This window comes from Microbacterium sp. 20-116 (assembly GCF_041079415.1).
Classification (GTDB): Bacteria; Actinomycetota; Actinomycetes; order Actinomycetales; family Microbacteriaceae; genus Microbacterium.
On sequence record NZ_JBFYGP010000003.1, the window covers coordinates 90,423 to 111,723 of the forward strand.

Below are 21,301 nucleotides of genomic sequence, written 5' to 3' on the forward strand. Positions count from 1 at the left end.
AATGGCATCCATGAGGAGCGTTCCTCCGGCGATTCCTTCGGAGGGCATCCCCGACGACGACGCGACCAACCCGGGCAGCCGCACCCGGTCGATTTGGCTTCTTCAGCTCGTTCTGGGGGCGAGCGTCGTCATCACGGTCCTGCTGGTCCAGGCTCTCGAGCCGTCCCTGTTCTCCCTGTGGCCGTTCTCCTCCGGCGTGGGCGTCATCATCGCCCTGACGGCGATAGCGATCGTCGTGCCCTGGCAGAAGATCCCCCGGTCCGTGGTCGCGGCCGTTCCGTTCGGCGACATCCTCGGCATCGGTCTTCTGAGCTTCGGCACCGATCTGCGCTTCGGTTTCTTCTGGGTCTTTCCCATCATCTGGATCGCCACCCACTTCACCCTCGTGTACCTCATCTCCGCGCTCAGCACGGTCGGCATGATCATCGTGGTGGACGCCACGGTGAACGCCTCCGGCCCGGTGACAGCGCTCAGACTGATCGTCGTTCTGCTCTCCCTGACGTTCATCGGCATCACCTCCTTCCTCTCAGCGCGGCAGACGAGGGCGTTCAAGCAATTGCTGCGGCGCCAGGCCAGCCGACTCCAGGGGACCCTCCAGCGCGTGTCGGGCCAGGAACGCCGGGTGTCGCAGATGCTGAACGGGCTCGACACCGGCATCGCCCGCCTGTCCGTGGACGGCGAAGTGCTGGCGCTGAACGATACGTATGTCGCCCTGTACGGGGTCGAACGCGACGAACCGCAGCGTCCGGGGGCGGCGGTCGAATACGCGACGCTCCGCGGAGAGCCCCTCCCCGAGGCCGAGCGTCCCTTCGCGCGGGCATCGCGCGGAGAGCAGTTCGACGACGAGCGCGTCTGGCTCTTCGATCCCCACGGCGAATGGCACGCGCTCTCGGCATCGACACGCCGACTCGTCTCCTCCGACGAGCCCGAGAGCACGCTGCTCATCGTCCACGACATCACCGCGCTGATCGAGTCCGAACGTGCGCGCGAGCGCCTCGCGGCGACGGTGTCTCATGAGTTGCGTAACCCGCTGACCGCCATCATCGGCCACGCCGATCTCGCCCTCGACGACCCCGACCTCTCGCCCAAGGTGCGAGAGCAGCTCGAGGTGATCGCCGGCGCCGGCGAGCGCATGCAGAAGCTCATCTCCGAGATCCTCGCCACCTCGAGGGGGGTGTTCCGCGAATCCTCCTCCCCCGGCGCCGCCGATGCCAGCCGCATCATCGCCTCGTCGCTGGCGTCTTTCCGCCCGGCCGCGGCGGCACGCCGCGTGAGCGTGGTGGACGACCTGCCCGACACCGCAGAGGTGGTCGGGGACGCATTCCGCCTTCGGCAGGCGTTCGACAACATCCTGAGCAACGCGATCAAGTACACGCCCGCGGGAGGAACGATCCGCATCTCCGGCGAACTCTCACCAGACGACGTCGTCCTCCACTTCGCCGACACCGGCATCGGCATCCATCCCGACGACCTCGAGCGGGTCTTCGACCCGTACTTCCGCGCGCAGTCGGTGCGAGAGAGCCCCACCCCCGGCACCGGACTCGGCATGGGCATCATCCGGAGCATCGTCGAGGAACAGGGAGGTTCTCTCTTCCTCGAGAGCGAGTTGGGTGCCGGCACGACGGTGACGGTCATCCTCCCCTCCCGCGTCGAGGCTGGAACACCGTGATGCCGTCCGATGTCCTGACGAACCTGGGTTTGGCTCAGGCCACGGTCGCCACTCTCGGCAGCCTGATGATCATCGGTCTGGGATTTCTGCACCGCCCCTCCCGCTCCGCCCTTCTGTGGTCCCTGGCGTTCGTTCTGGCGATGTCGAGCACCTGGGTCTCGGTGACGGGCGGGATCATGAACGATGAGACCATCCGCCGCGCGGGTCTCGGCCTCATGCTCGGCGCACCCGCACTGATCTGGTCGGGTTTCCGCGCGCGACGCGGTGCACCTGCCTTTTCCTGGGTGGGCGCAGTCCAAGCGGTGACGACCGCCGCCGTCTTCGTGCTCATGGACGAGATCAGCGCCTACGGCCTCGCGTTCCGCTTGGCTTTCCTCGGGTCATCCGTGTTCGCCGGGCTCACCGTGTGGGAGCTGCGACGGGCGGCCGACCGTCTCGAGAGGCTCGCCCTGCCTTTGACGGTGGTCTCGTCCGCCTTCGTCGCACTCGGTATCGGCACGCTCGTGTCGGGGCTCGCCGCGCCCACGACCCTGGGCGACCTCGAGCTGCCTCGAGTGCTCAACGGGCTCGGAATGCTCATCTTCCTGGTGTGCGCGACCGTATCCCTTTTGTACTTCACGTCAGTATCGCCCAGCGGGCGTCGCGCGGCATCGAGTTGGCCGCATTTCATCGTCACCGCGTCAGACCGTCTGGCTCGAGCCCGCCGCGCACGGGAAGAGTCGTGGGCAGTGCTGACGGTTCGGCTCGACGACCCCGCTCAGCTGCGCAGCGCCGCTGGCGAAAGCGGTTGGCTACGTCTCGTGAGTCAGTTCGAGGCCCTCGTCGCCGACACTTTCCCTGCCGAGGCGGACCTCGGCCGGGAGATCCGAGGACGAGTGGTCGTCGTCGTCTCACGCCCCGACTCGGTGTTGCGCGAGCACGTGCGTACCCTTCTTCGACAGATCACGGAGCTCGATGTCTCCTCCTGCGTCGACATCCAGCTCTCGGCGAGCATCGGGTGGGTGCCGGCGGAGACAGCCGACTACGACCTCGCTGCGCTCATCGTCGATGCGGATGCCGCGGCCGGTGAGGCCACCCGTCAGGGCGGCGATCGCTGGGAGCGCGTCCGACCCTGATCAACCGCCGGCGCCCCCGCCGGCGATCGCGACGGTCAGTGTGTCACTCGCCGTCTGCTTCGCGAACTCGTTGGAGGTCGGGGTGGTCTGCACGAGGAACTCGAACGTGAACTGCAAGGTGACGAACGTCGCCTCCGCGGGCACCTCGCCGACGTTGAAGGTCTGCGAGTAGCTGTAGGGCGACAGAACGAGGTAGCCGGGCGCATCCGTCTGATCACTCTGCGGGGCGAGCGCCGAGAAGGACTGCGACGCGTTCCCCGGAACAGCTGTCATCGTGGCGCGCTGGAGATACACCTTCTGCCCGTCGTTGGGCGTCACCGTCGTCTCCATCGACAGGTTCACGGGTTTGAGAGCCGTCGCCGTCCAACGATCCATCGACAGGGTCGACCAGTAGTTCACCGTTGCGGCCACCGAGCCGGCCGTCAGCGCACGCTGCGTGGATCCACTCGACAGGTCGTTACGGACAGGCTGCGGCGCGGCCGTCACCGTCGCCGACGGCGAGGGCGACTCCGGGGACTCACCGCCGCCCTGGGCCCACGGAGGCGCTCCACACCCGGTGAGACCGAGGAGGGCCGACACCGCCACGGCAACGCCGATCACTGCCCTGCCGCGACGCCCTGCGAGCACCATGAATCCTCCCCCGGATCGTTTCCCCCAGTGTAGGTGGCCGGAGGATGAGGGCGGTCGGTCTCCCCCCGCGGTCTCTCCGTATGCAACACCACGGGCCGACGGGTCGATCGGCGAACGACGGACGAAGGGAGCATCCTGACGGCCTTGGCGGGCGGAGCGCACGGGCGCACCGGCCCTCAGACGGCCCCGGACCCGCGTCCCTGCGTCACGTCGGCGGTGATGAGGATCGGTAGGTGGTCGCTGAGTCCCTGAGGCAGTGTCTTGATGTGCGCGATGTCGAACCCGATGGACGTCGCGAAATCGTAATGTCCTCGGAAGAACCGGTAGCGCGTGTAGGTGCGGGTATCGCTGAGCGTCAGCTCGTAGCCCTGATCACGGACCTTCTGACCGAGGTTCTCCTTGAAGACCGGGTAGTTGTAGTCCCCGACCATGAGCGCGGGAAGACCCGGTCCGAGGTTCTGCAGCTCCGACAGCGCGGTGCGGATCTGGTGTCGGCGCAGAGAGTTGAGCGCCGTCAGTGGCGCGGCGTGGAACGATGCCACGATGACGTCGCGTCCGTGGTCGATGTCGCGCAGCCGCACGCCGAGCATGCGCTCCTCCGCGGGCTTGAGCACACGGTCGTGCAGAGACTTCTTCAAACCGATCGCACGGACGTCCTCGGCCCGGAACGTGTTCTCCCGGTAGTAGAGGGCCAGGCCGAGACGGTTGCGCTGCGTCGCCTCCGCCAAACGGAGCCCGCCGATGTGATCCGGGATGTCCGTACTGTCGCATTCCTGCAGGCAGAGAACATCGGCCTCGTGATTCTCTACGAGGGCGACGAGCTCACCGGCGGCCCGGTGCTTGTTGAGGTTGTACGAGATGACCTTCATGGCGATGTCAGCATACGTCCGCCCGCAGCAGCATCACCGAGGGGTTGCACATGGTTCTCCCGACGAGATCAGGGAGCCGTATCCTCGGCATCGCGACGGTTCCGCGTCTGCTCCGCGCGAGCGGCGAGCAGCTCGTCCGCGGGATAACCCACTTCGGCGAGAACCAGGCCCCGCGCGGCCAGGACCTTCGTCTCCGGAATCCGCATGCGCGCCTCCCGGATCGCGACCACGTCGTCGATCCCGATGCGCCCTTCCCCCACCGCGACACACGCACCCACGAGAGCGCGCACCATGCTGTGACAGAAGGCATCGGCCCGGACGTTCGCCACCAGCACCCCGGTGTCGTCCCGACGCCAGTCGTATTCGAGAAGCGTCCGAATGGTCGTCGCGCCCTCGCGGGCCTTGCAGTAGGCGGCGAAATCGTGGAGGCCGATGAGGCGTGAGGCCGCGGCATCCATCGCCTGTCCATCGAGGATGCTTCGAACGTACGTCGTCCGCTGCCTTTCGAGCGGGTCGTATCCCGCCGTGGCGTCGGCGAGACGATAGCTGTACCGCCGCCAGACGGCCGAGAACCGCGCATCGAATCCAGCGGGGGCGAGCGAGGTCCGTAGGACCGTCACGTCGGCGTACCCGCCCAGGATGCCGCGAAGACGACCCGCGAGGGCCGCGATCGCGTCGAGTTCGTCGTTGTCCCGACGGCGCCGCGGCAGACGAGCCGCCTGCTCCTCATCGAGGTCGAGATGGGCGACCTGGCCCCTAGCGTGCACTCCCGCATCGGTCCGCCCGGCGACGACGAGTCGCGGATCGCCTCCGACGACGCGAGCAAGAGCGCTCTCCAGCTCGCCCTGCACGGTCCGTAGCCCCGGTTGACGGGCCCACCCGCGGAAATGCGAACCGTCGTAGGCGATGTCGAGTCGGATGCGCACGGGTCAAGCCTAAGAGCGCGCGCACAGCGAAGACGACGAAGCCCCCACCCGAGTCGGGTGGGGGCTTCGTGCGAGCGAGAAGGCTCAGGCCTTGGCGTCGTCCTGGACGGCGTCGTCGGCTGCAGCCTCGGCGGCGGCGCCTTCCTCGGGCGACTCGGCGCCGGCGGCGGCGGCCTCGTCCGTGGAGGTCTCCTCGGCGGCGGCCTCATCCGCGACGGGCTCCTCGACGGCCGGCGCAGCCACGGCGGCGGGAGCCGCAGCAGCCTTGTTGGACGCCTTCTTCGCGACGGGCTCGAGGACGAGCTCGATCACGGCCATGGGAGCGTTGTCGCCCTTGCGGTTGCCGACCTTGGTGATGCGGGTGTACCCGCCGTCACGCTCGGCCACCAGCGGCGCGATCTCGGTGAAGAGGGTGTGCACGACCTCTTTGTCGCCGATGACGCTCAGCACGCGACGACGCGCGTGGAGGTCGCCACGCTTGGCGAAGGTGATGAGGCGCTCGGCGAGCGGACGCAGGCGCTTGGCCTTGGTCTCGGTCGTCTTGATGGACTTGTGCGTGTAAAGAGCTGCCGCGAGGTTCGCGAGAAGCAGACGCTCGTGGGCCGGGCCGCCTCCGAGGCGGGGACCCTTCGTGGGCTTAGGCATGTCGTATTACTCCAGGAGAGGTTCGGTCGGGTCCGACAGGGTCAGACGGTTTCTTCGTCGTAGCCGCTGTAGAACTGGGCGCCGTCGAAGCCGGGCACCGAGTCCTTGAGCGACAGGCCGAGGGAGGTGAGCTTGTCGCGCACCTCGTCGACCGACTTCTGACCGAAGTTGCGGATGTTCATCAACTGCGTCTCGGAAAGGGCGACCAGCTCCGAAACGGTGTTGATGCCCTCGCGCTTGAGGCAGTTGTACGAGCGGACCGACAGATCGAGATCCTCGATCGGCATCGACAGCTCGTTGGAGAGGACGGTCTCGACCGGCGCGGGGCCGATCTCGATGCCCTCGGCCTCGACGTTCAGCTCACGGGCGAGGCCGAAGAGCTCGACGAGGGTGCGACCGGCGGAGGCCACGGCGTCGCGCGGGGCGATCGAGGCCTTCGACTCGACGTCGAGGACGAGCTTGTCGAAGTCGGTACGCTCACCGGCACGGGTGGCGTCGACGCGGTAGCTGACCTTGAGCACGGGCGAGTAGATCGAGTCGATCGGGATCTGACCGGCCTCGGCGTACTCGTTGCGGTTCTGGGTCGCCGAGACGTAGCCGCGGCCACGCTCGATGGTGAGCTCGAGCTCGAACTTCGCCGTGTCGTTCAGCGTGGCGATGACCAGCTCGGGGTTGTGCACCTCGACACCCGCGGGAGCGGAGATGTCGGCGGCGGTGACCTCACCGGCGCCGGTCTTGCGCAGGTACGCCGTGATGGGCTCGTCGCGCTCGCTCGAGACGACCAGCTGCTTGATGTTCAGGATGATCTCGGTGACGTCTTCCTTCACGCCCGGGATCGTGCTGAACTCGTGCAGGACGCCGTCGATGCGGATGCTCGTGACGGCCGCGCCGGGGATCGACGACAGGAGGCTGCGACGCAGCGCGTTGCCGATCGTGTAACCGAAGCCGGGCTCCAGCGGCTCGATGACGAAACGGCTGCGGAACTCCCCGATCTTCTCCTCGGTCAGAGTGGGACGCTGTGCGATGAGCACTATGTGTTCCTTTCGATCACGTGCCCGCTATATGACACGTGTAATGGGGTGAGGTGTTGAGTTGTACTCGCGGGATGCCGTGAGCCCCGACGATGGCGTCGAGGGTGCGTCGCGGCATCCGGAAGTCTGAGGTCGCGCGTGAGCGCGGCGTTCCCGGGGAGTGGCGAGCACTCCCCGGGAACGGATCGCGTCAGACGCGGCGACGCTTGGGCGGACGGCAGCCGTTGTGGGCCTGGGGCGTCACGTCCTGGATCGAACCGACCTCGAGGCCGGCCGCGGTCAGCGAACGGATCGCGGTCTCACGACCCGAACCCGGACCCTTCACGAAGACGTCGACCTTCTTGACGCCGTGCTCCTGTGCCTGGCGAGCGGCCGACTCCGCGGCCATGCCTGCGGCGTACGGCGTCGACTTGCGCGAGCCCTTGAACCCGACACCGCCGGACGAAGCCCAGCTGATGACGGCACCCGAGGGGTCGGTGATCGAAACGATGGTGTTGTTGAACGTCGACTTGATGTGGGCCTGACCCACGGCGATGTTCTTCTTCTCTTTGCGACGCGGCTTGCGCGCGGCGGACTTGGCCTGTGCCATGTGCGGTTCTCCTGAATCCTGCGCCGGCGGAGGCCTAGCGCGCCTTCTTCTTGCCGGCGACCGTGCGCTTGGGGCCCTTGCGGGTACGCGCGTTCGTCTTCGTGCGCTGGCCGCGCACGGGGAGGCCGCGGCGGTGGCGCAGGCCCTCGTAGGAACCGATCTCGACCTTGCGGCGGATGTCGGCGGCGACCTCGCGACGGAGGTCACCCTCCACCTTGTAAGTGCCTTCGATGTGGTCGCGCAGAGCGACCAACTGGTCGTCGGTGAGGTCCTTGACGCGGATGTCCTGGCTGATGTCCGTTGCGTTCAGGATCTCGACGGAGCGGGTGCGACCCACGCCGTAGATGTAAGTAAGTGCGATCACCACGCGCTTATCGCGCGGGATGTCGACGCCGGCAAGACGTGCCATGCGGCTCTCCTCAGAGTGTGTTGGAGGTGTGGAGCAGGACCGGTGCTCGGGCCTCCGACCCGAGGTGTCCCCCGACCGCGCGAGCGGATGGGATCTGATCCTGCCGTTGTGTATTCAGTTGGAAAGGTGTCGAGCTGGAAGCTCAGCCCTGGCGCTGCTTGTGGCGCGGGTTGCTCTTGCAGATCACCATCACGCGCCCGTGACGACGGATCACCTTGCAGTGGTCGCAGATGGGCTTGACGGAGGGGTTGACCTTCATGATGTTCCTGATTTCGCTGTCTTCGACTCGCGGTTGCGGTCGTTACTTCTCGGCCGGACTCAGCGGTAGCGGTAGACGATACGACCACGGGTGAGGTCGTAGGGGCTCAGTTCGACGACGACGCGGTCCTCCGGGATGATGCGGATGTAGTTTTGCCGCATCTTGCCCGAGATGGTTGCGAGCACTTTGTGCCCGTTCGTCAGCTCGACACGGAACATCGCGTTGGGCAGTGCTTCGGACACCGTGCCCTCGATCTCGATGACACCGTCTTTCTTCGCCATAAACTCGCTCACGCTCAGTTGCAGACCGGCCGGTCTGCGGTGGATGGGGGTTCGATACGTCGACACGCCAATGAAGGCGCAACGCACCAAAGATCAAGCATACGTGGTAATGCCCGACCCGGCAACTCGCCGGGAGCCGCGTCAGCCGTTGAGGCGCGCGACGATGTCCTTCTGCGGGTCGCCCGAGAGGTCGGTCTGGTTCTGCAGGACGGTGCCGTTCACCGCGATCGTCGGGGTGGCCACGCTCGTCGCGTTCGGCTGCAACGGGGTCTTCTGCGTCATCGCGGTCACGAACTTCGTGTAGGTGCCCGACGTGATGCACGAGGACACGGCATCCGATGCCCCGGCCGACGTGGCGATGGAGGCGAGGGTGGTGTCGTCGAGTCCCGCGGTGTTCTCCTTGGGCTGCTGCGCATACAGCGCCTTCACGAAGGCGGGGATGTTCGCGGAGTCGTCCACCGCGACGCAGTAGGCGGCATTGGCCGCACGTGTCGAGTACTGAGTGCCCTGGGACAGCCGGTCGAGGATCGCGATCGGGTGGATCTTCAGCGTGATGGTGCTGTCGTCGACGAGCTGCTGCAGGGTCGGGCCGTAGGCCTGCTCGAACGAATTGCACACGGGACACATGAAGTCGATGTAGGTGTCGACGGTCTTGTCTCCGGTACCGACGGAGATCGCCCCGGTCTCGGTGTTGACGGCCGAAGCCTGCGGCAGCGTACCCGGCGAGGTGGCCTGGCTGTTGGCGAACCACACCACTCCCCCGACGATCAGAACCACCACCAGCGCGGCAGCGGTCACCCCGATCGCGAACCAGTTCGTGGTCTTGCGCGCAGCGGCCATCATCATCAGTCGATCTCCTTCGGCACCACACCGAAAGGCGCCAGTTTCTCGGCACCGCCATCGTGCGCGGTGAGGACCCAGATGCCTCCATCATGCACGGCGACACTATGTTCCCAGTGGGAGCCGGCTGTGCCGTCCACCGTCGAAACGGTCCACCCGTCGTCCTCGGTGAACGTCTCTTGGTCACCGATGACGACCATCGGCTCGATCGCCACGGCCAGGCCGGGGCGCACCTCGGGGCCGCGATCGGCGACGGCATAGTTGAAGATGCTCGGCGATTCGTGCATCTTCCGGCCGATGCCATGACCCACGTAATCGCGAAGGATGCCGTAGCCCCCCTCGGGGGCGTTGTCCTCGATGTACTGCTCGATGGCGGCGCCGACCTCGGAGAGATGGCTCGCCCGACTGAGCGCGGCGATACCGGCCCAGAGGGACCCCTCGGTCACCTCCGAGAGTCTCCTGCGCGGAGCCACGAGCGCCTCGGGAGCCTCACCTGGCACGATGACCGTGAAAGCGGAGTCGCCGTTCCACCCCTGGAACTCCGCTCCCGCGTCGACCGAGAGGATGTCTCCCGCCTGCAGCGGGCGGTCATTCGGGATGCCGTGAACCACCTGCTCGTTCACCGAGGCGCAGATCGTGTGTCGATAGCCGCGAACCATCTGGAAGTTGGACTTCGCCCCCCGCGCCGCGATCGACGCGGACGCGGCCGCGTCGAGTTCGAGCGTCGTCACGCCGGGCGCAATGAGCGATCGCACGGCAGCCAGAGCATCCGCGGTGATCAGACCGGGTTCGATCATCGACCGCAGCTGTGCGGGCTTCTTGTAGATCGAGGAGCGCAGCCCCACGTCAGGTGGCCGGGGTCGCGCCGAGACCGCGCGCTTCGAGCGCGGCGAAAATCCGGGCCGTGACCTCGTCGAGGCTGCCGACGCCGTCGATCTCATCGACGATCCCGCGCGTGCCGTAGACATCGAGGATGGGAGCCGTCTCACGCTCGTAGATGCCCAGGCGGGTGGCGATGGCCTCTTCGGTGTCGTCGGCGCGCCCCTGCTCGGCGGCGCGCGCGGTCAGCCGTGCCAGAGACTCCTCACGCGGCACGACGAGTGCGATCACGGCATCGAGCGACTCGTCGCGCCCCTCCAGGAACTCGTCGAGGTGCAGCACCTGAGCGAGGTTTCGGGGGTACCCGTCGAGCAGGAAGCCCTCTGCAGCGTCCGCCTGCGCGAGGCGATCGCGGACGACAGCGCTGGTCAGTTCGTCGGGGACGAGATCTCCGGCGTCGATGATCGACTTCACCTGGAGGCCGAGCTCCGTGCCGTCCTTGACGTTGGCGCGGAACACGTCGCCCGTCGAGACGACCGGGATGCCGAAGGCTTCGCCGACACGGACGCCCTGCGTCCCCTTGCCCGAGCCCTGTGGGCCGACGATCAGAAGGCGAGCGGTCATCGCAGCAGCCCTTCGTAGTGACGCTGCTGAAGCTGCGCGTCGATTTGCTTCACCGTCTCGAGACCGACACCCACGATAATGAGGATCGACGCTCCACCGAACGGGAAGTTCTGGTTCGCGCCCACGGTGGCCAGGGCCACGAGAGGAAGCAGTGCGATCAGACCCAGGTAGATCGAGCCCGGGAGCGTGATGCGCGTGAGCACGTAGTCGAGGTACTCGGCAGTCGGGCGGCCGGCGCGGATACCGGGGATGAATCCGCCGTACTTCTTCATGTTGTCCGCCACGTCGACCGGGTTGAAGGTGATCGCGACGTAGAAGTACGCGAACCCGATGATCAGCAGGAAGTAGACGAGCATGTAGAGCGGGTGGTCCCCGCGCGTGAGGTACTGCGAGATCCACGTGACCCAGGCGGCCGGTTCCTGGCCGGCCTGAGGCTGATTGAACTGCGCGATGAGCGCCGGGATGTACAGAAGCGACGAGGCGAAGATCACGGGGACGACGCCGGCCATGTTGACCTTGATCGGAATGTAGGTGTTGGTGCCGCCGTACGTGCGGCGACCGACCATCCGTTTGGCGTACTGCACCGGGATCCGTCGCTGAGACTGCTCGACGAACACCACGAGGGCGACGATCACGATGCTGACGGCGAGCACGAGGAGGAAGACCTCGACACCGCGGGCGTTGAGGATCGAGATCATGGCGCCGGGGAAGGTCGCGGCGATCGAGGTGAAGATCAGGATCGACATGCCGTTGCCGACGCCGCGCTCGGTGACGAGCTCGGCGAACCACATGACCAGGCCCGTACCGGCGGTCATCGTGATGATCATGAGCAGCTGGGCCCACCAGATGTCGTTCGTCAGGAGCTGCTGGCACTCGGGCACTCCGGCCGAGCCGAAGAGCTGACCCGAACGGGCAACCGTGACAAGCGTCGTCGACTGCAGGAGCGCAAGCGCGATCGTGAGGTAACGGGTGTACTGCGTGAGCTTGGCCTGACCCGCCTGGCCCTCTTTGTACAGGGTCTCGAAGTGCGGGATCACCACGCGCAGCAGCTGCACGATGATGGTCGCCGTGATGTACGGCATGACGCCCAGGGCGAAGATCGACAGCTGCAGAAGCGCGCCACCGGAGAAAAGGTTGACCAGGGACAGCAGGCCCTCGGTACCACCCGACTGGTTCAGACACTGCTGAACGTTCGGGAAGTCGACGAACGGTGTCGGCACGTGGGCACCCAGCCGGTAAATGGCGATGATGCCCAGCGTGAAGGCGATCTTCCGCCTCAGGTCGGGCGTGCGGAAAACCCGCGCTATGGCGCTGAACAAGGGGATTCCTCCAGAACGATCTCGGCACGCGACAGGGCGCACACCAAATCAGACTAACCCAGAAGGGGCCGACGGCCGTAAGGCCGCCGGCCCCTCAAGGGTCGGGCGTCAGTTGACGGAGCCGCCAGCGGCGACGATCTTCTGCTCAGCGGAGCCGGAGACCTTGTCGACCGAGACGGTCAGCGCGACCGAGATGTCGCCGGTGCCGAGCACCTTGACCTTCTCGTTCTTGCGGACAGCGCCCTTGGCCACCAGGTCGGCGACGGTCACGTCGCCACCCTGCGGGTAGAGCTCGCCGAGCTTGTCCAGGTTCACGACCTGGTACTCGACGCGGAACGGGTTCTTGAAGCCACGGAGCTTCGGGGTGCGCATGTGCAGAGGCATCTGCCCACCCTCGAAGCCCACACGGACCTGGTAACGAGCCTTCGTTCCCTTGGTACCGCGACCGGCCGTCTTACCCTTGGAGCCCTCACCGCGACCGACACGGGTCTTTGCGGTACGAGCTCCCGGGACGGGACGCAGGTGGTGGACCTTGAGCACGCCGGGGCGCGCCGCGGGCGCTTCGTTCTTCTCGGCCGTCTTACGGGCCGATGCCTTCTTCGGGGCGTCGACCGTAGCGGTCTCGTCCTTCTTGGCAGCCATTAGTCGATCTCCTCAACCTTGACGAGGTGGGCGACGGTCTTGACGTAACCGCGCGTCTGCGCGTCGTCGGGACGGACGACCGAGTCGCCGATCCGCTTGAGACCGAGCGAACGCAGCGTGTCGCGCTGGTTCTGCTTCTCGCTCACCTTGGACTTGATCTGCGTGACCTTCAGACGCTCGGCCATCAGGCACCTACCTTCTGAGCAGCGGCCTCGGCGCGCACGAGGCGGGCCGGAGCTACCTGGTCGAACTCCAGGCCACGGCGAGCAGCCACGGCGCGGGGCTCTTCGAGCGACTTCAGCGCCTCGACGGTCGCGTGCACGATGTTGATCGTGTTCGACGAGCCGAGCGACTTCGAGAGGACATCGTGGATGCCGGCGCACTCGAGGACGGCGCGGACGGGACCACCGGCGATAACACCGGTACCGGCGGCGGCGGGGCGCAGGAGCACCACACCGGCAGCGGCCTCGCCCTGGACGGGGTGAGGGATGGTCGAGCCCGAGCGGGGGACGCGGAAGAAGTTGCGCTTGGCCTCTTCGACACCCTTCGAGATGGCGAGGGGGACTTCGCGGGCCTTGCCGTAGCCGACACCCACGACGCCGTTGCCATCGCCCACGACGACGAGCGCCGTGAAGCTGAAGCGACGGCCACCCTTGACCACCTTCGACACGCGGTTGATCGTCACGACGCGCTCGAGGAACTGGCTCTCGTTGCGGTCGCGCGAACCACGGTCGCGCTGGTTGGTGTTGCGCTCGCGACCACCGCGACGCGGCTCGCGCTCACGCTCGGCGGGGGCCTGAGCCGCAGCCGCACCCTCAGCCGGTGCAGTCTGCTCGGTCACTTCGGTCTCCTTGTTGTCACTCACAGGTTCAGCCCTCCTTCGCGAGCTCCGTCGGCGATCGCGGCGACACGACCGGCGTAACGGTTACCGCCGCGGTCGAACACGACGTCGGACACGCCAGCGGCCTTGGCACGCTCGGCGACGAGCTCGCCGACCTTGCGGGCCTTGGCGGTCTTGTCACCGTCGAAGCCGCGCAGGTCGGTCTCGAGGGTGGAGGCGGAGGCCACGGTGTGGCCCTTGCTGTCGTCCACGACCTGGACGAACACGTGGCGGGCGGAACGCGTCACCACGAGGCGGGGGCGCAGCTCGGTACCGACGATCTTCTTGCGAAGACGCAGGTGGCGACGCGAGCGGGCGACGGACTTTGTCTTGACAGCCATGGCTACTTACCACTCTTTCCGGCCTTGCGGCGCACGACCTCGCCCGCATACCGCACACCCTTGCCCTTGTAGGGCTCGGGCTTGCGGATCTTGCGGATGTTGGCGGCGGCCTCGCCGACGGCCTGCTTGTCGATGCCGCTCACGGTGAGCTTGTTGTTGCCTTCGACCGTGAGGGTGATCCCTGCGGGCGGGTCGATGAGAACGGGGTGCGAGAAGCCGAGGGCGAACTCGACCGAGCTGCCCTTCTGCGCCACGCGGTAACCCGTACCGACGACCTCGAGGCCCTTGGTGTAGCCCTGGGTGACACCGATGATGTTGTTGTTGATGAGCGTGCGGGTCAGGCCGTGGAGCGACCGCGACTCGCGCTCGTCGTCGGGGCGGGTGACGAGAACCTGGTTCTCCTCGACCGACACCTCGAGAGGCTGTGCCACGGTGAGCGCGAGCTCGCCCTTGGGGCCCTTGACGGAGACCTCCCGGCCGTTCACCGAAACGGTGACGCCGGCGGGGATATCGATGGGAAGACGTCCAATACGCGACATGTCAGATCACCACACGTAGGCGAGGACTTCCCCGCCGACGCCCTTCTGCTCGGCCTGACGGTCGGTGAGGAGACCGGAGGAGGTGGACAGGATGGCAACGCCGAGGCCGCCAAGGACCGTGGGGACCTCGGTCGACTTCGCGTAAACGCGGAGGCCGGGCTTCGACACGCGCTTGATGCCGGCGATCGACCGCTCGCGGTTCGGGCCGTACTTCAGCGTCATGTTGAGGGTCTGGCCGACACGAGCGTCTTCGACGTTCCAGTCGGCGATGTAACCCTCCTGCTTGAGGATGGCGGCGATGTTCGTCTTGAGCTTCGAGCTCGGCATCGACACGGAGTCGTGGTGCGCCGAGTTCGCGTTGCGCAGACGGGTCAGCATGTCTGCGACCGGGTCTGTCATCGTCATGTGTTGCTTCTTTCGGTCATGAGGTTTCGGCTGCCGTTACGCGACAGTCGACCTTCGATGAAGGGCCCCCGGAAACCCCGGGGGCCCTGGGGGTCAGGCCTGCGCGTCGGCCGACTGGAACGGGAAGCCGAGCTGACGCAGCAGCGAGCGGCCCTCGTCGTCGGACTTCGCGGTGGTGACGATGGTGATGTCGAAACCACGCACGCGGTCGATGCGGTCCTGGTCGATCTCGTGGAACACGGACTGCTCCTGGAGACCGAAGGTGTAGTTGCCGTTACCGTCGAACTGCTTGGCCGACAGCCCGCGGAAGTCGCGGATGCGGGGCAGAGCGAGGTTGACGAGGCGATCGACGAACTCCCACGCACGGTCACCACGAAGGGTGACGTGCGCACCGATGGCCTGGCCCTCACGCAGCTTGAACTGCGCGATGGACTTGCGGGCCTTGGTGACGATGGGCTTCTGACCGGTGATCTTGGTGAGGTCGTCGACCGCGCCATCGATCACCTTGCTGTCGCGAGCTGCCTCGCCGACACCGGTGTTCACGACCACCTTGACCAGACCGGGGATCTGCATGACGTTCTCGTAGCCGAACTCGTCCTGCAGCGCCTTCTTGATCTCGGCGTTGTACTTCTGCTTGAGGCGGGGCTGGATCTTGCCAGCCGCCGCGGCAGTCGAGGTGCTCATGTTCAGAGGTCCTTGCCTGACTTCTTCGCGAAGCGCACGCGGACGGTGCGCTTGACGCCGTCCTTCACCTGCTCCTCGACACGGTGGCCGACACGCGTCGGCTTCTTGGTCGAGGGGTCGACGAGCGCGACGTTGGAGATGTGGATCGGGGCCTCGAAGGTCTCGATGCCACCGGTCTTGGTTCCGCGCTGGGACTGGCCCACGCGGTTGTGCTTGGTGACGTAGTTCACGCCCTCGACGATGACGCGGTTCTGCTCGGTGAGGACCTCGAGGACCTTACCCTGCTTGCCGCGGTCGCCGCCACGCTCGGGCTTGGCGCCCGAGATGACCTGAACCAGGTCGCCCTTTTTGATTTTCGCCATGATCAGATGACCTCCGGGGCGAGCGAGACGATCTTCATGAACTTCTTGTCGCGAAGCTCACGACCGACCGGCCCGAAGATGCGGGTGCCGCGGGGCTCCCCGTCATTCTTCAGGATCACGGCGGCGTTCTCGTCGAACTTGATGTAAGAGCCGTCGGGACGGCGGGTCTGCTTCACGACACGGACGACGACGGCCTTGACCACGTCGCCCTTCTTGACGTTTCCACCCGGGATCGCGTCCTTGACCGTGGCGACGATGACGTCGCCCAGGCCGGCGTAACGACGGTTGGAGCCGCCGAGCACGCGGATGGTGAGCAGCTCCTTGGCGCCGGTGTTGTCGGCGACCTTCAGCCGGGATTCGTTCTGAATCACTTTTTACTCCTTGGATTCCAAGTAAGCCGCGAGGCTTACTTGGCCTTCTCGAGGATCTCGACCAGGCGCCAGCGCTTGGTGGCGCTGAGCGGACGGGTCTCGTTGATGACGACGAGGTCGCCGATGCCCGCCGAGTTGGACTCGTCGTGCGCCTTGACCTTCGAGGTGCGGCGGATGACCTTGCCGTAGAGCGGGTGCTTCACGCGGTCCTCGACCTCGACGACGATGGTCTTGTCCATCTTGTCGCTGACGACGTAGCCACGACGCGCCTTGCGGTAACCGCGGGCGTTCTCGTCGCGGACGTCGTTCTCGGCGTGCTCGTGACCGGCGACCTGCGCCTCGGCCTTCTTCGCGGTAGCCATTACTCCGCCTCTTCCTTCGCGGCGTCGTCAGCGGATTCCGCCTTCTTCGCCTTGCTCTTCTTCGCCTTCGTCGCCTCGACCGGGGCCGGGGTGGCGCGGATGCCGAGCTCGCGCTCACGGATCACGGTGTACAGACGCGCGATGTCGCGCTTGACTGCACGGATGCGACCGTGGCTCTCGAGCTGGCCGGTGGCCGACTGGAAGCGCAGGTTGAACAGCTCTTCCTTGGCCTTACGCAGCTCCTCGACGAGGCGCTGGTCTTCGAACGTATCGAGCTCGCTCGGGGCGAGCTGCTTGGTGCCGATCGCCATTACGCGTCGCCCTCCTCGCGCTTGATGATGCGTGCCTTCAGGGGCAGCTTGTGAATTGCTCGGGTCAGGGCCTCACGAGCGAGCTGCTCGTCGACACCCGCGACCTCGAAGAGGACGCGGCCCGGCTTGACGTTGGCGACCCACCACTCGGGGGAACCCTTACCCGAACCCATGCGGGTTTCGGCGGGCTTCTTGGTGAGAGGACGGTCGGGGTAGATGTTGATCCACACCTTTCCGCCACGCTTGATGTGACGCGTCATGGCGATACGAGCGGACTCGATCTGACGGTTGGTCACGTAAGCGGGGGTCAGCGCCTGGATCCCGAACTCACCGAACGACACCTGGGTGCCACCGGTGGCCTGGCCCGAACGGCCGGGGTGGTGCTGCTTGCGGTACTTGACCTTGCGGGGGATGAGCATTACGCCGACGCTCCTTCTGCCACGGGGGCCTCGTTGCGAGGGCTACGACGACGGTCGCCACCGCGGTCGTCACGACCGCGCGACTTGGGCGCGTTGGCCTGCTCGCGGGCGAGCTCCTTGTTGGTGAGGTCGCCCTTGTAGATCCAGACCTTCACGCCGATGCGGCCGAAGGTGGTCTTCGCCTCGTAGAAGCCGTAGTCGATGTTCGCGCGAAGGGTGTGCAGGGGCACACGGCCTTCGCGGTAGAACTCCGAGCGGCTCATCTCGGCGCCGCCGAGGCGGCCCGACACCTGGATGCGGACACCCTTGGCGCCGGCACGCTGCGCGCCCTGCAGACCCTTGCGCATCGCGCGGCGGAAAGCCACGCGAGCGGTGAGCTGCTCGGCGACACCCTGAGCGACGAGCTGAGCATCGGCCTCGGGGTTCTTCACCTCGAGGATGTTCAGCTGGATCTGCTTTCCGGTGAGCTTCTCGAGGTCGGCACGGATGCGCTCGGCCTCGGCGCCGCGGCGACCGATCACGATGCCCGGGCGGGCGGTGTGGATGTCGACGCGGACACGGTCACGCGTGCGCTCGATCTCGATGTTGCTGACACCGGCGCGGTCAAGCGAGGTGGTCAGCAGGCGACGGATCTTGATGTCCTCGGCGAGGTAGTCGGCGTAACGCTGACCAGCCTTCGTCGAGTCCGAGAACCACCGCGACACGTGGTCGGTCGTGATGCCGAGGCGGAAGCCGTACGGGTTGACTTTCTGTCCCATTACTTGCTCGCCTTCTTGTTGGCGCGAGCCGGGGCCGCCTCAGCGGTCTCGGGCGTCGCGAGCACGACCGTGATGTGGCTCGTGCGCTTCTTGATCTGGAAGGCGCGACCCTGAGCGCGGGGCTGGAAACGCTTGAGCGTCGTGCCCTCGTCGACGTACGCGTTCTTCACGTACAGGTCGGCGTCATCCAGGTACTCGTTCGTCTTGTCAGCCGTGACGCGAGCGTTCGCGATGGCCGAGGCGACGAGCTTGTAGATCGGCTCGCTCGCGCCCTGCGGCGCGAACTTCAGGATCGCGAGGGCCTCTTCGGCCTGCTTGCCCTTGATGAGGGCGACGACGCGACGAGCCTTCTGAGGGGTCACGCGGATGTGTCGCACACGTGCGATGGACTCCACCATTTCTCTCTCCTCCTCGGTCGCCTTAGCGGCGACGGCCCTTCTTGTCGTCCTTCACGTGGCCGCGGAAGGTGCGGGTGGGCGAGAACTCGCCCAGCTTGTGGCCGACCATGGTCTCGGTCACGAACACGGGGATGTGCTTGCGTCCGTCGTGCACGGCGATGGTGTGTCCCAGCATGGCGGGGATGATCATCGAACGGCGCGACCAGGTCTTGATGACGTTCTTCGAACCGGCTTCGTTCTGCGAGACGACCTTGCGAAGCAGGTGCTCGTCGACGAAGGGGCCCTTCTTAAGGCTGCGAGGCATCTTCCTCTACTCCTACTTGCGCTTCTTGCCGGCGGTGCGACGGCGGACGATGAGCTTGTCGCTCTCCTTGTTCGCGTGGCGGGTGCGGCCTTCGGCCTTACCCCACGGCGAAACAGGGTGACGACCACCGGAGGTCTTACCCTCACCACCACCGTGCGGGTGGTCTACCGGGTTCATGGCGACACCACGCACGGTCGGGCGGACACCCTTCCAGCGCATACGGCCGGCCTTGCCCCAGTTGATGTTCGACTGCTCGGCGTTGCCGACCTCGCCGATCGTCGCGCGGCAGCGCACGTCGACGTTGCGGATCTCACCCGAGGGCAGACGAAGCTGCGCGTAGGGGCCGTCCTTCGCGACCAGACGCACGGATGCGCCGGCCGAACGGGCCATCTTCGCACCTCCTCCGGGACGCAGCTCGATCGCGTGGATCACGGTACCGGTGGGGATGTTGCGCAGCGGCAGGTTGTTACCGGGCTTGATGTCAGCGCCGGCTCCCGACTCCACGACGTCACCCTGCGACAGCTTCGCCGGGGCGAGGATGTAGCGCTTCTCGCCGTCCGCGTAGTGCAGCAGCGCGATGCGCGCGGTGCGGTTGGGGTCGTACTCGATGTGAGCGACCTTGGCGTCGATGCCGTCCTTGTCGTTACGACGGAAGTCGATCAGACGGTACTGACGCTTGTGTCCACCACCGATGTGACGCGTGGTGATGCGGCCCTGGTTGTTGCGGCCACCGGTCTTCGACAGCGGGCGCAGCAGCGACTTCTCAGGCGTCGATCGGGTGATCTCGGCGAAGTCGGCCACCGACGAGCCGCGGCGACCGGGGGTCGTGGGCTTGTACTTGCGAATAGCCATTGTTCTTGTCCTCTATCCCGACCGTCAGCCGACAGACGTGAAGATGTCGATGGTGCCCGACTTCAGCGAGACGATGGCGCGCTTGGTGTCCTTGCGCTTGCCGATGCCGAAGCGGGTGCGACGGGCCTTGCCCACGCGGTTGATCGTGTTGACCGAAGCGACCTTGACGCCGAAGATCTTCTCGATCGCGAGCTTGATCTCGGTCTTCGACGAGCGGGGGTCCACCAGGAAGGTGTACTTGCCCTCGTCGATGAGCGAGTAGCTCTTCTCGGAGACGACCGGCTTCAGGATGATGTCGCGCGGGTCCTTGTTGACGGTGGTCATGCCGAGACCTCCTCGGTGGCGCCCGACTTCGACGCGACGAAGGCGTCGTAGGCGGCCTTGGTGAAGACGATGTCGTCGGAGACGATCACGTCGTAGGTGTTCAGCTGGCCGACGGTCAGCACGTGGACGTACGCGAGGTTGCGCACGCTCTTGATCGTGAGCTCGTCATCGCGGTCGATGACCACGAGCACGTTCTTGACGGCACCGAAGGCCTTCAGCGCGGCGGCAGCGGCCTTGGTCGAGGGGGCACCCTCGATGGCGAAGCTGTCGACGATGTGCAGACGCTGTCCGCGAGCACGGTCGCTGAGCGCGCCCAGAAGGGCGGCAGCGATCATCTTCTTGGGGGTGCGCTGGCTGTAGTCGCGGGGCTTGGGACCGTGGACGATGCCACCACCGGTCATGTGCGGCGCGCGGATCGAGCCCTGACGGGCGTTACCCGTGCCCTTCTGCTTGAAGGGCTTGCGGCCGGCACCCGAGACCTCGCCACGACGCTTGGTCGAGTGCGTGCCCTGGCGAGCCGCGGCGCGCTGCGCCACGACGACCTGGTGGATAAGCGGGATGTTCGTCTTGACGTCGAAGAGCGCGGCGGGCAGCTCGACAGAGCCGGCCTTGTTGCCGTCGGCCTTCACGACGTCGAGCGCGAGAGTCGAGTCAGCCATGATCAGGCACCCTTCACTGCGTTGCGGACGTAGACGATGCGGCCACGGGCACCGGGGACGGCGCCCTTGACGAGCATGAGTCCCTTCTCGGCGTCGACGGCGTGCACCGTGAGGTTGAGGACGGTCACGCGCTCGCCACCCATACGGCCGGCCATGCGCATGCCCTTGAAGACGCGGCTCGGAGTCGACGACGCGCCGATGGAGCCGGGCTTGCGGTGGTTGCGGTGCGCACCGTGCGAAGCGGACACACCCTTGAAGTTGTGACGCTTCATGACACCGGCGGTGCCCTTGCCCTTGCTGGTGCCGACGACGTCGACCAGCTGACCGGCTTCGAACAGACCGTCGACGGTGAGCTCCTGGCCCAGCGCGTAGTCTGCGGCGTCAGCCGTGCGCACCTCGGTGAGGTGGCGGCGAGGGGTGACACCCGCGGCGTCGAAGTGCGCCGTGAGGGGCTTGTTCACCTTGCGGGGGTCGATCTGGCCGTAGCCGATCTGAACGGCGTTGTAGCCGTCCTTCTCGAGCGAACGCAGCTGGGTCACGACGTTCGGCGCGACCTCGATGACGGTGACGGGAACGAGCTTGCCGTTCTCGTCCCACACCTGGGTCATGCCGAGCTTGGTGCCGAGGAGGCCCTTGGAGATCTTGGAGTTGATGTCAGCCATGTC

34 protein-coding genes are annotated in these 21,301 nt (G+C 66.4%); 2 read left to right on the forward strand and 32 right to left on the reverse strand.

From position 1 onward, the window contains the following. Position 1: 1 nt before the first annotated feature. Together AB6V29_RS07780 and AB6V29_RS07785 are read left to right on the forward strand one after the other, a co-directional pair. A complete protein-coding gene (locus tag AB6V29_RS07780; RefSeq protein ID WP_369357931.1) occupies positions 2 to 1,669 on the forward strand; it encodes a sensor histidine kinase in 1,668 nt (555 codons plus the stop codon). Then, positions 1,669 to 2,784 carry a hypothetical protein gene (locus AB6V29_RS07785; RefSeq protein ID WP_307315046.1) on the forward strand — a complete coding sequence of 372 codons (1,116 nt, stop codon included), beginning with the start codon at positions 1,669 to 1,671 and terminating at the stop codon, positions 2,782 to 2,784. The genes AB6V29_RS07780 and AB6V29_RS07785 overlap by 1 nt, the downstream gene beginning before the upstream one ends. Here AB6V29_RS07785 and AB6V29_RS07790 read toward each other — a convergent pair whose 3' ends face one another. From AB6V29_RS07790 to rplC, 32 genes are all read right to left on the reverse strand, one after another. Next, positions 2,785 to 3,414 (reverse strand): hypothetical protein, encoded by a 630-nt coding sequence (locus tag AB6V29_RS07790; protein WP_307315044.1) that lies wholly within the window; start codon positions 3,412 to 3,414, stop codon positions 2,785 to 2,787. It lies immediately after the preceding gene. Between the two features lie 176 nt (positions 3,415 to 3,590). Next, on the reverse strand, positions 3,591 to 4,283 hold the full coding sequence (locus AB6V29_RS07795) for an endonuclease/exonuclease/phosphatase family protein (RefSeq protein WP_307315041.1): 693 nt from the start codon (positions 4,281 to 4,283) through the stop codon (positions 3,591 to 3,593). A 68-nt stretch (positions 4,284 to 4,351) separates the two neighbouring features. Further along, positions 4,352 to 5,209 carry a tRNA pseudouridine(38-40) synthase TruA gene (gene truA / locus AB6V29_RS07800; protein ID WP_369357933.1) on the reverse strand — a complete coding sequence of 286 codons (858 nt, stop codon included), beginning with the start codon at positions 5,207 to 5,209 and terminating at the stop codon, positions 4,352 to 4,354. An 84-nt stretch (positions 5,210 to 5,293) separates the two neighbouring features. Beyond that, complete coding sequence (gene rplQ, locus AB6V29_RS07805) at positions 5,294 to 5,854, reverse strand: 50S ribosomal protein L17 (RefSeq protein WP_369357935.1); 561 nt, start codon at positions 5,852 to 5,854, stop codon at positions 5,294 to 5,296. 41 nt (positions 5,855 to 5,895) lie between these two features. Continuing rightward, positions 5,896 to 6,885: a DNA-directed RNA polymerase subunit alpha gene (locus AB6V29_RS07810; protein ID WP_056226291.1), complete on the reverse strand. Its 990-nt coding sequence runs from the start codon at positions 6,883 to 6,885 to the stop codon at positions 5,896 to 5,898. Positions 6,886 to 7,075: 190 nt separating this feature from the next. After that, the gene (gene rpsK, locus AB6V29_RS07815; RefSeq protein WP_013583990.1) at positions 7,076 to 7,474 is read right to left on the reverse strand and encodes a 30S ribosomal protein S11; all 399 of its coding nucleotides are present in this window, start codon (positions 7,472 to 7,474) and stop codon (positions 7,076 to 7,078) included. A 34-nt stretch (positions 7,475 to 7,508) separates the two neighbouring features. Continuing rightward, positions 7,509 to 7,883, reverse strand: a complete 375-nt coding sequence (rpsM, locus tag AB6V29_RS07820) for a 30S ribosomal protein S13 (RefSeq protein WP_056226287.1) — start codon at positions 7,881 to 7,883, stop codon at positions 7,509 to 7,511. 142 nt (positions 7,884 to 8,025) lie between these two features. Further along, positions 8,026 to 8,142: a 50S ribosomal protein L36 gene (gene rpmJ, locus AB6V29_RS07825; RefSeq protein ID WP_005050492.1), complete on the reverse strand. Its 117-nt coding sequence runs from the start codon at positions 8,140 to 8,142 to the stop codon at positions 8,026 to 8,028. Positions 8,143 to 8,201: 59 nt separating this feature from the next. Next, positions 8,202 to 8,423, reverse strand: a complete 222-nt coding sequence (gene infA, locus AB6V29_RS07830) for a translation initiation factor IF-1 (protein WP_013583992.1) — start codon at positions 8,421 to 8,423, stop codon at positions 8,202 to 8,204. A 141-nt stretch (positions 8,424 to 8,564) separates the two neighbouring features. Then, positions 8,565 to 9,269 (reverse strand): thioredoxin domain-containing protein, encoded by a 705-nt coding sequence (locus tag AB6V29_RS07835; protein ID WP_307315034.1) that lies wholly within the window; start codon positions 9,267 to 9,269, stop codon positions 8,565 to 8,567. Beyond that, positions 9,269 to 10,108 carry a type I methionyl aminopeptidase gene (map, locus tag AB6V29_RS07840; RefSeq protein WP_267786111.1) on the reverse strand — a complete coding sequence of 280 codons (840 nt, stop codon included), beginning with the start codon at positions 10,106 to 10,108 and terminating at the stop codon, positions 9,269 to 9,271. The genes AB6V29_RS07835 and map overlap by 1 nt, the downstream gene beginning before the upstream one ends. A 1-nt stretch (position 10,109) precedes the next feature. Beyond that, positions 10,110 to 10,706, reverse strand: a complete 597-nt coding sequence (locus AB6V29_RS07845) for an adenylate kinase (RefSeq protein ID WP_307315030.1) — start codon at positions 10,704 to 10,706, stop codon at positions 10,110 to 10,112. Continuing rightward, the gene (gene secY / locus AB6V29_RS07850; RefSeq protein WP_094736370.1) at positions 10,703 to 12,025 is read right to left on the reverse strand and encodes a preprotein translocase subunit SecY; all 1,323 of its coding nucleotides are present in this window, start codon (positions 12,023 to 12,025) and stop codon (positions 10,703 to 10,705) included. The genes AB6V29_RS07845 and secY overlap by 4 nt, the downstream gene beginning before the upstream one ends. A 108-nt stretch (positions 12,026 to 12,133) precedes the next feature. Then, on the reverse strand, positions 12,134 to 12,667 hold the full coding sequence (rplO, locus tag AB6V29_RS07855; protein ID WP_103206777.1) for a 50S ribosomal protein L15: 534 nt from the start codon (positions 12,665 to 12,667) through the stop codon (positions 12,134 to 12,136). After that, a complete protein-coding gene (gene rpmD / locus AB6V29_RS07860; RefSeq protein WP_013583998.1) occupies positions 12,667 to 12,852 on the reverse strand; it encodes a 50S ribosomal protein L30 in 186 nt (61 codons plus the stop codon). Before rpmD ends, rplO begins: the two co-directional genes overlap by 1 nt. Beyond that, positions 12,852 to 13,508: a 30S ribosomal protein S5 gene (gene rpsE / locus AB6V29_RS07865; RefSeq protein ID WP_225310208.1), complete on the reverse strand. Its 657-nt coding sequence runs from the start codon at positions 13,506 to 13,508 to the stop codon at positions 12,852 to 12,854. Before rpsE ends, rpmD begins: the two co-directional genes overlap by 1 nt. A 20-nt stretch (positions 13,509 to 13,528) precedes the next feature. After that, positions 13,529 to 13,888: a 50S ribosomal protein L18 gene (gene rplR, locus AB6V29_RS07870; protein WP_056226271.1), complete on the reverse strand. Its 360-nt coding sequence runs from the start codon at positions 13,886 to 13,888 to the stop codon at positions 13,529 to 13,531. Positions 13,889 to 13,890: 2 nt separating this feature from the next. After that, complete coding sequence (gene rplF / locus AB6V29_RS07875; RefSeq protein ID WP_058623966.1) at positions 13,891 to 14,427, reverse strand: 50S ribosomal protein L6; 537 nt, start codon at positions 14,425 to 14,427, stop codon at positions 13,891 to 13,893. Positions 14,428 to 14,433: 6 nt separating this feature from the next. After that, a complete protein-coding gene (gene rpsH, locus AB6V29_RS07880; RefSeq protein ID WP_094736305.1) occupies positions 14,434 to 14,832 on the reverse strand; it encodes a 30S ribosomal protein S8 in 399 nt (132 codons plus the stop codon). A gap of 93 nt (positions 14,833 to 14,925) precedes the next feature. After that, complete coding sequence (rplE, locus tag AB6V29_RS07885) at positions 14,926 to 15,516, reverse strand: 50S ribosomal protein L5 (protein ID WP_210072344.1); 591 nt, start codon at positions 15,514 to 15,516, stop codon at positions 14,926 to 14,928. Positions 15,517 to 15,518: 2 nt separating this feature from the next. Further along, positions 15,519 to 15,878, reverse strand: a complete 360-nt coding sequence (gene rplX / locus AB6V29_RS07890; RefSeq protein WP_094736303.1) for a 50S ribosomal protein L24 — start codon at positions 15,876 to 15,878, stop codon at positions 15,519 to 15,521. Between the two features lie 2 nt (positions 15,879 to 15,880). After that, positions 15,881 to 16,249 (reverse strand): 50S ribosomal protein L14, encoded by a 369-nt coding sequence (gene rplN / locus AB6V29_RS07895; protein ID WP_013584005.1) that lies wholly within the window; start codon positions 16,247 to 16,249, stop codon positions 15,881 to 15,883. 35 nt (positions 16,250 to 16,284) lie between these two features. Further along, positions 16,285 to 16,611 (reverse strand): 30S ribosomal protein S17, encoded by a 327-nt coding sequence (gene rpsQ / locus AB6V29_RS07900; RefSeq protein ID WP_144829716.1) that lies wholly within the window; start codon positions 16,609 to 16,611, stop codon positions 16,285 to 16,287. Further along, positions 16,611 to 16,922, reverse strand: a complete 312-nt coding sequence (rpmC, locus tag AB6V29_RS07905; protein WP_210072345.1) for a 50S ribosomal protein L29 — start codon at positions 16,920 to 16,922, stop codon at positions 16,611 to 16,613. The genes rpsQ and rpmC overlap by 1 nt, the downstream gene beginning before the upstream one ends. Beyond that, on the reverse strand, positions 16,922 to 17,341 hold the full coding sequence (rplP, locus tag AB6V29_RS07910) for a 50S ribosomal protein L16 (RefSeq protein ID WP_056226254.1): 420 nt from the start codon (positions 17,339 to 17,341) through the stop codon (positions 16,922 to 16,924). Before rplP ends, rpmC begins: the two co-directional genes overlap by 1 nt. Continuing rightward, positions 17,341 to 18,099, reverse strand: coding sequence for a 30S ribosomal protein S3 (rpsC, locus tag AB6V29_RS07915; RefSeq protein ID WP_210072346.1), 759 nt, complete (start codon positions 18,097 to 18,099; stop codon positions 17,341 to 17,343). The genes rplP and rpsC overlap by 1 nt, the downstream gene beginning before the upstream one ends. Beyond that, on the reverse strand, positions 18,099 to 18,497 hold the full coding sequence (rplV, locus tag AB6V29_RS07920; RefSeq protein ID WP_013584010.1) for a 50S ribosomal protein L22: 399 nt from the start codon (positions 18,495 to 18,497) through the stop codon (positions 18,099 to 18,101). Before rplV ends, rpsC begins: the two co-directional genes overlap by 1 nt. Positions 18,498 to 18,519: 22 nt before the next feature. Next, a complete protein-coding gene (gene rpsS, locus AB6V29_RS07925; protein WP_013584011.1) occupies positions 18,520 to 18,801 on the reverse strand; it encodes a 30S ribosomal protein S19 in 282 nt (93 codons plus the stop codon). 12 nt (positions 18,802 to 18,813) lie between these two features. Further along, positions 18,814 to 19,653: a 50S ribosomal protein L2 gene (rplB, locus tag AB6V29_RS07930; protein ID WP_013584012.1), complete on the reverse strand. Its 840-nt coding sequence runs from the start codon at positions 19,651 to 19,653 to the stop codon at positions 18,814 to 18,816. 24 nt (positions 19,654 to 19,677) lie between these two features. Beyond that, positions 19,678 to 19,977: a 50S ribosomal protein L23 gene (gene rplW / locus AB6V29_RS07935; protein WP_056226248.1), complete on the reverse strand. Its 300-nt coding sequence runs from the start codon at positions 19,975 to 19,977 to the stop codon at positions 19,678 to 19,680. After that, the gene (rplD, locus tag AB6V29_RS07940) at positions 19,974 to 20,636 is read right to left on the reverse strand and encodes a 50S ribosomal protein L4 (RefSeq protein ID WP_115915920.1); all 663 of its coding nucleotides are present in this window, start codon (positions 20,634 to 20,636) and stop codon (positions 19,974 to 19,976) included. Before rplD ends, rplW begins: the two co-directional genes overlap by 4 nt. A 2-nt stretch (positions 20,637 to 20,638) precedes the next feature. Continuing rightward, positions 20,639 to 21,298, reverse strand: coding sequence for a 50S ribosomal protein L3 (gene rplC, locus AB6V29_RS07945; RefSeq protein ID WP_056226244.1), 660 nt, complete (start codon positions 21,296 to 21,298; stop codon positions 20,639 to 20,641). Positions 21,299 to 21,301: the final 3 nt, after the last annotated feature.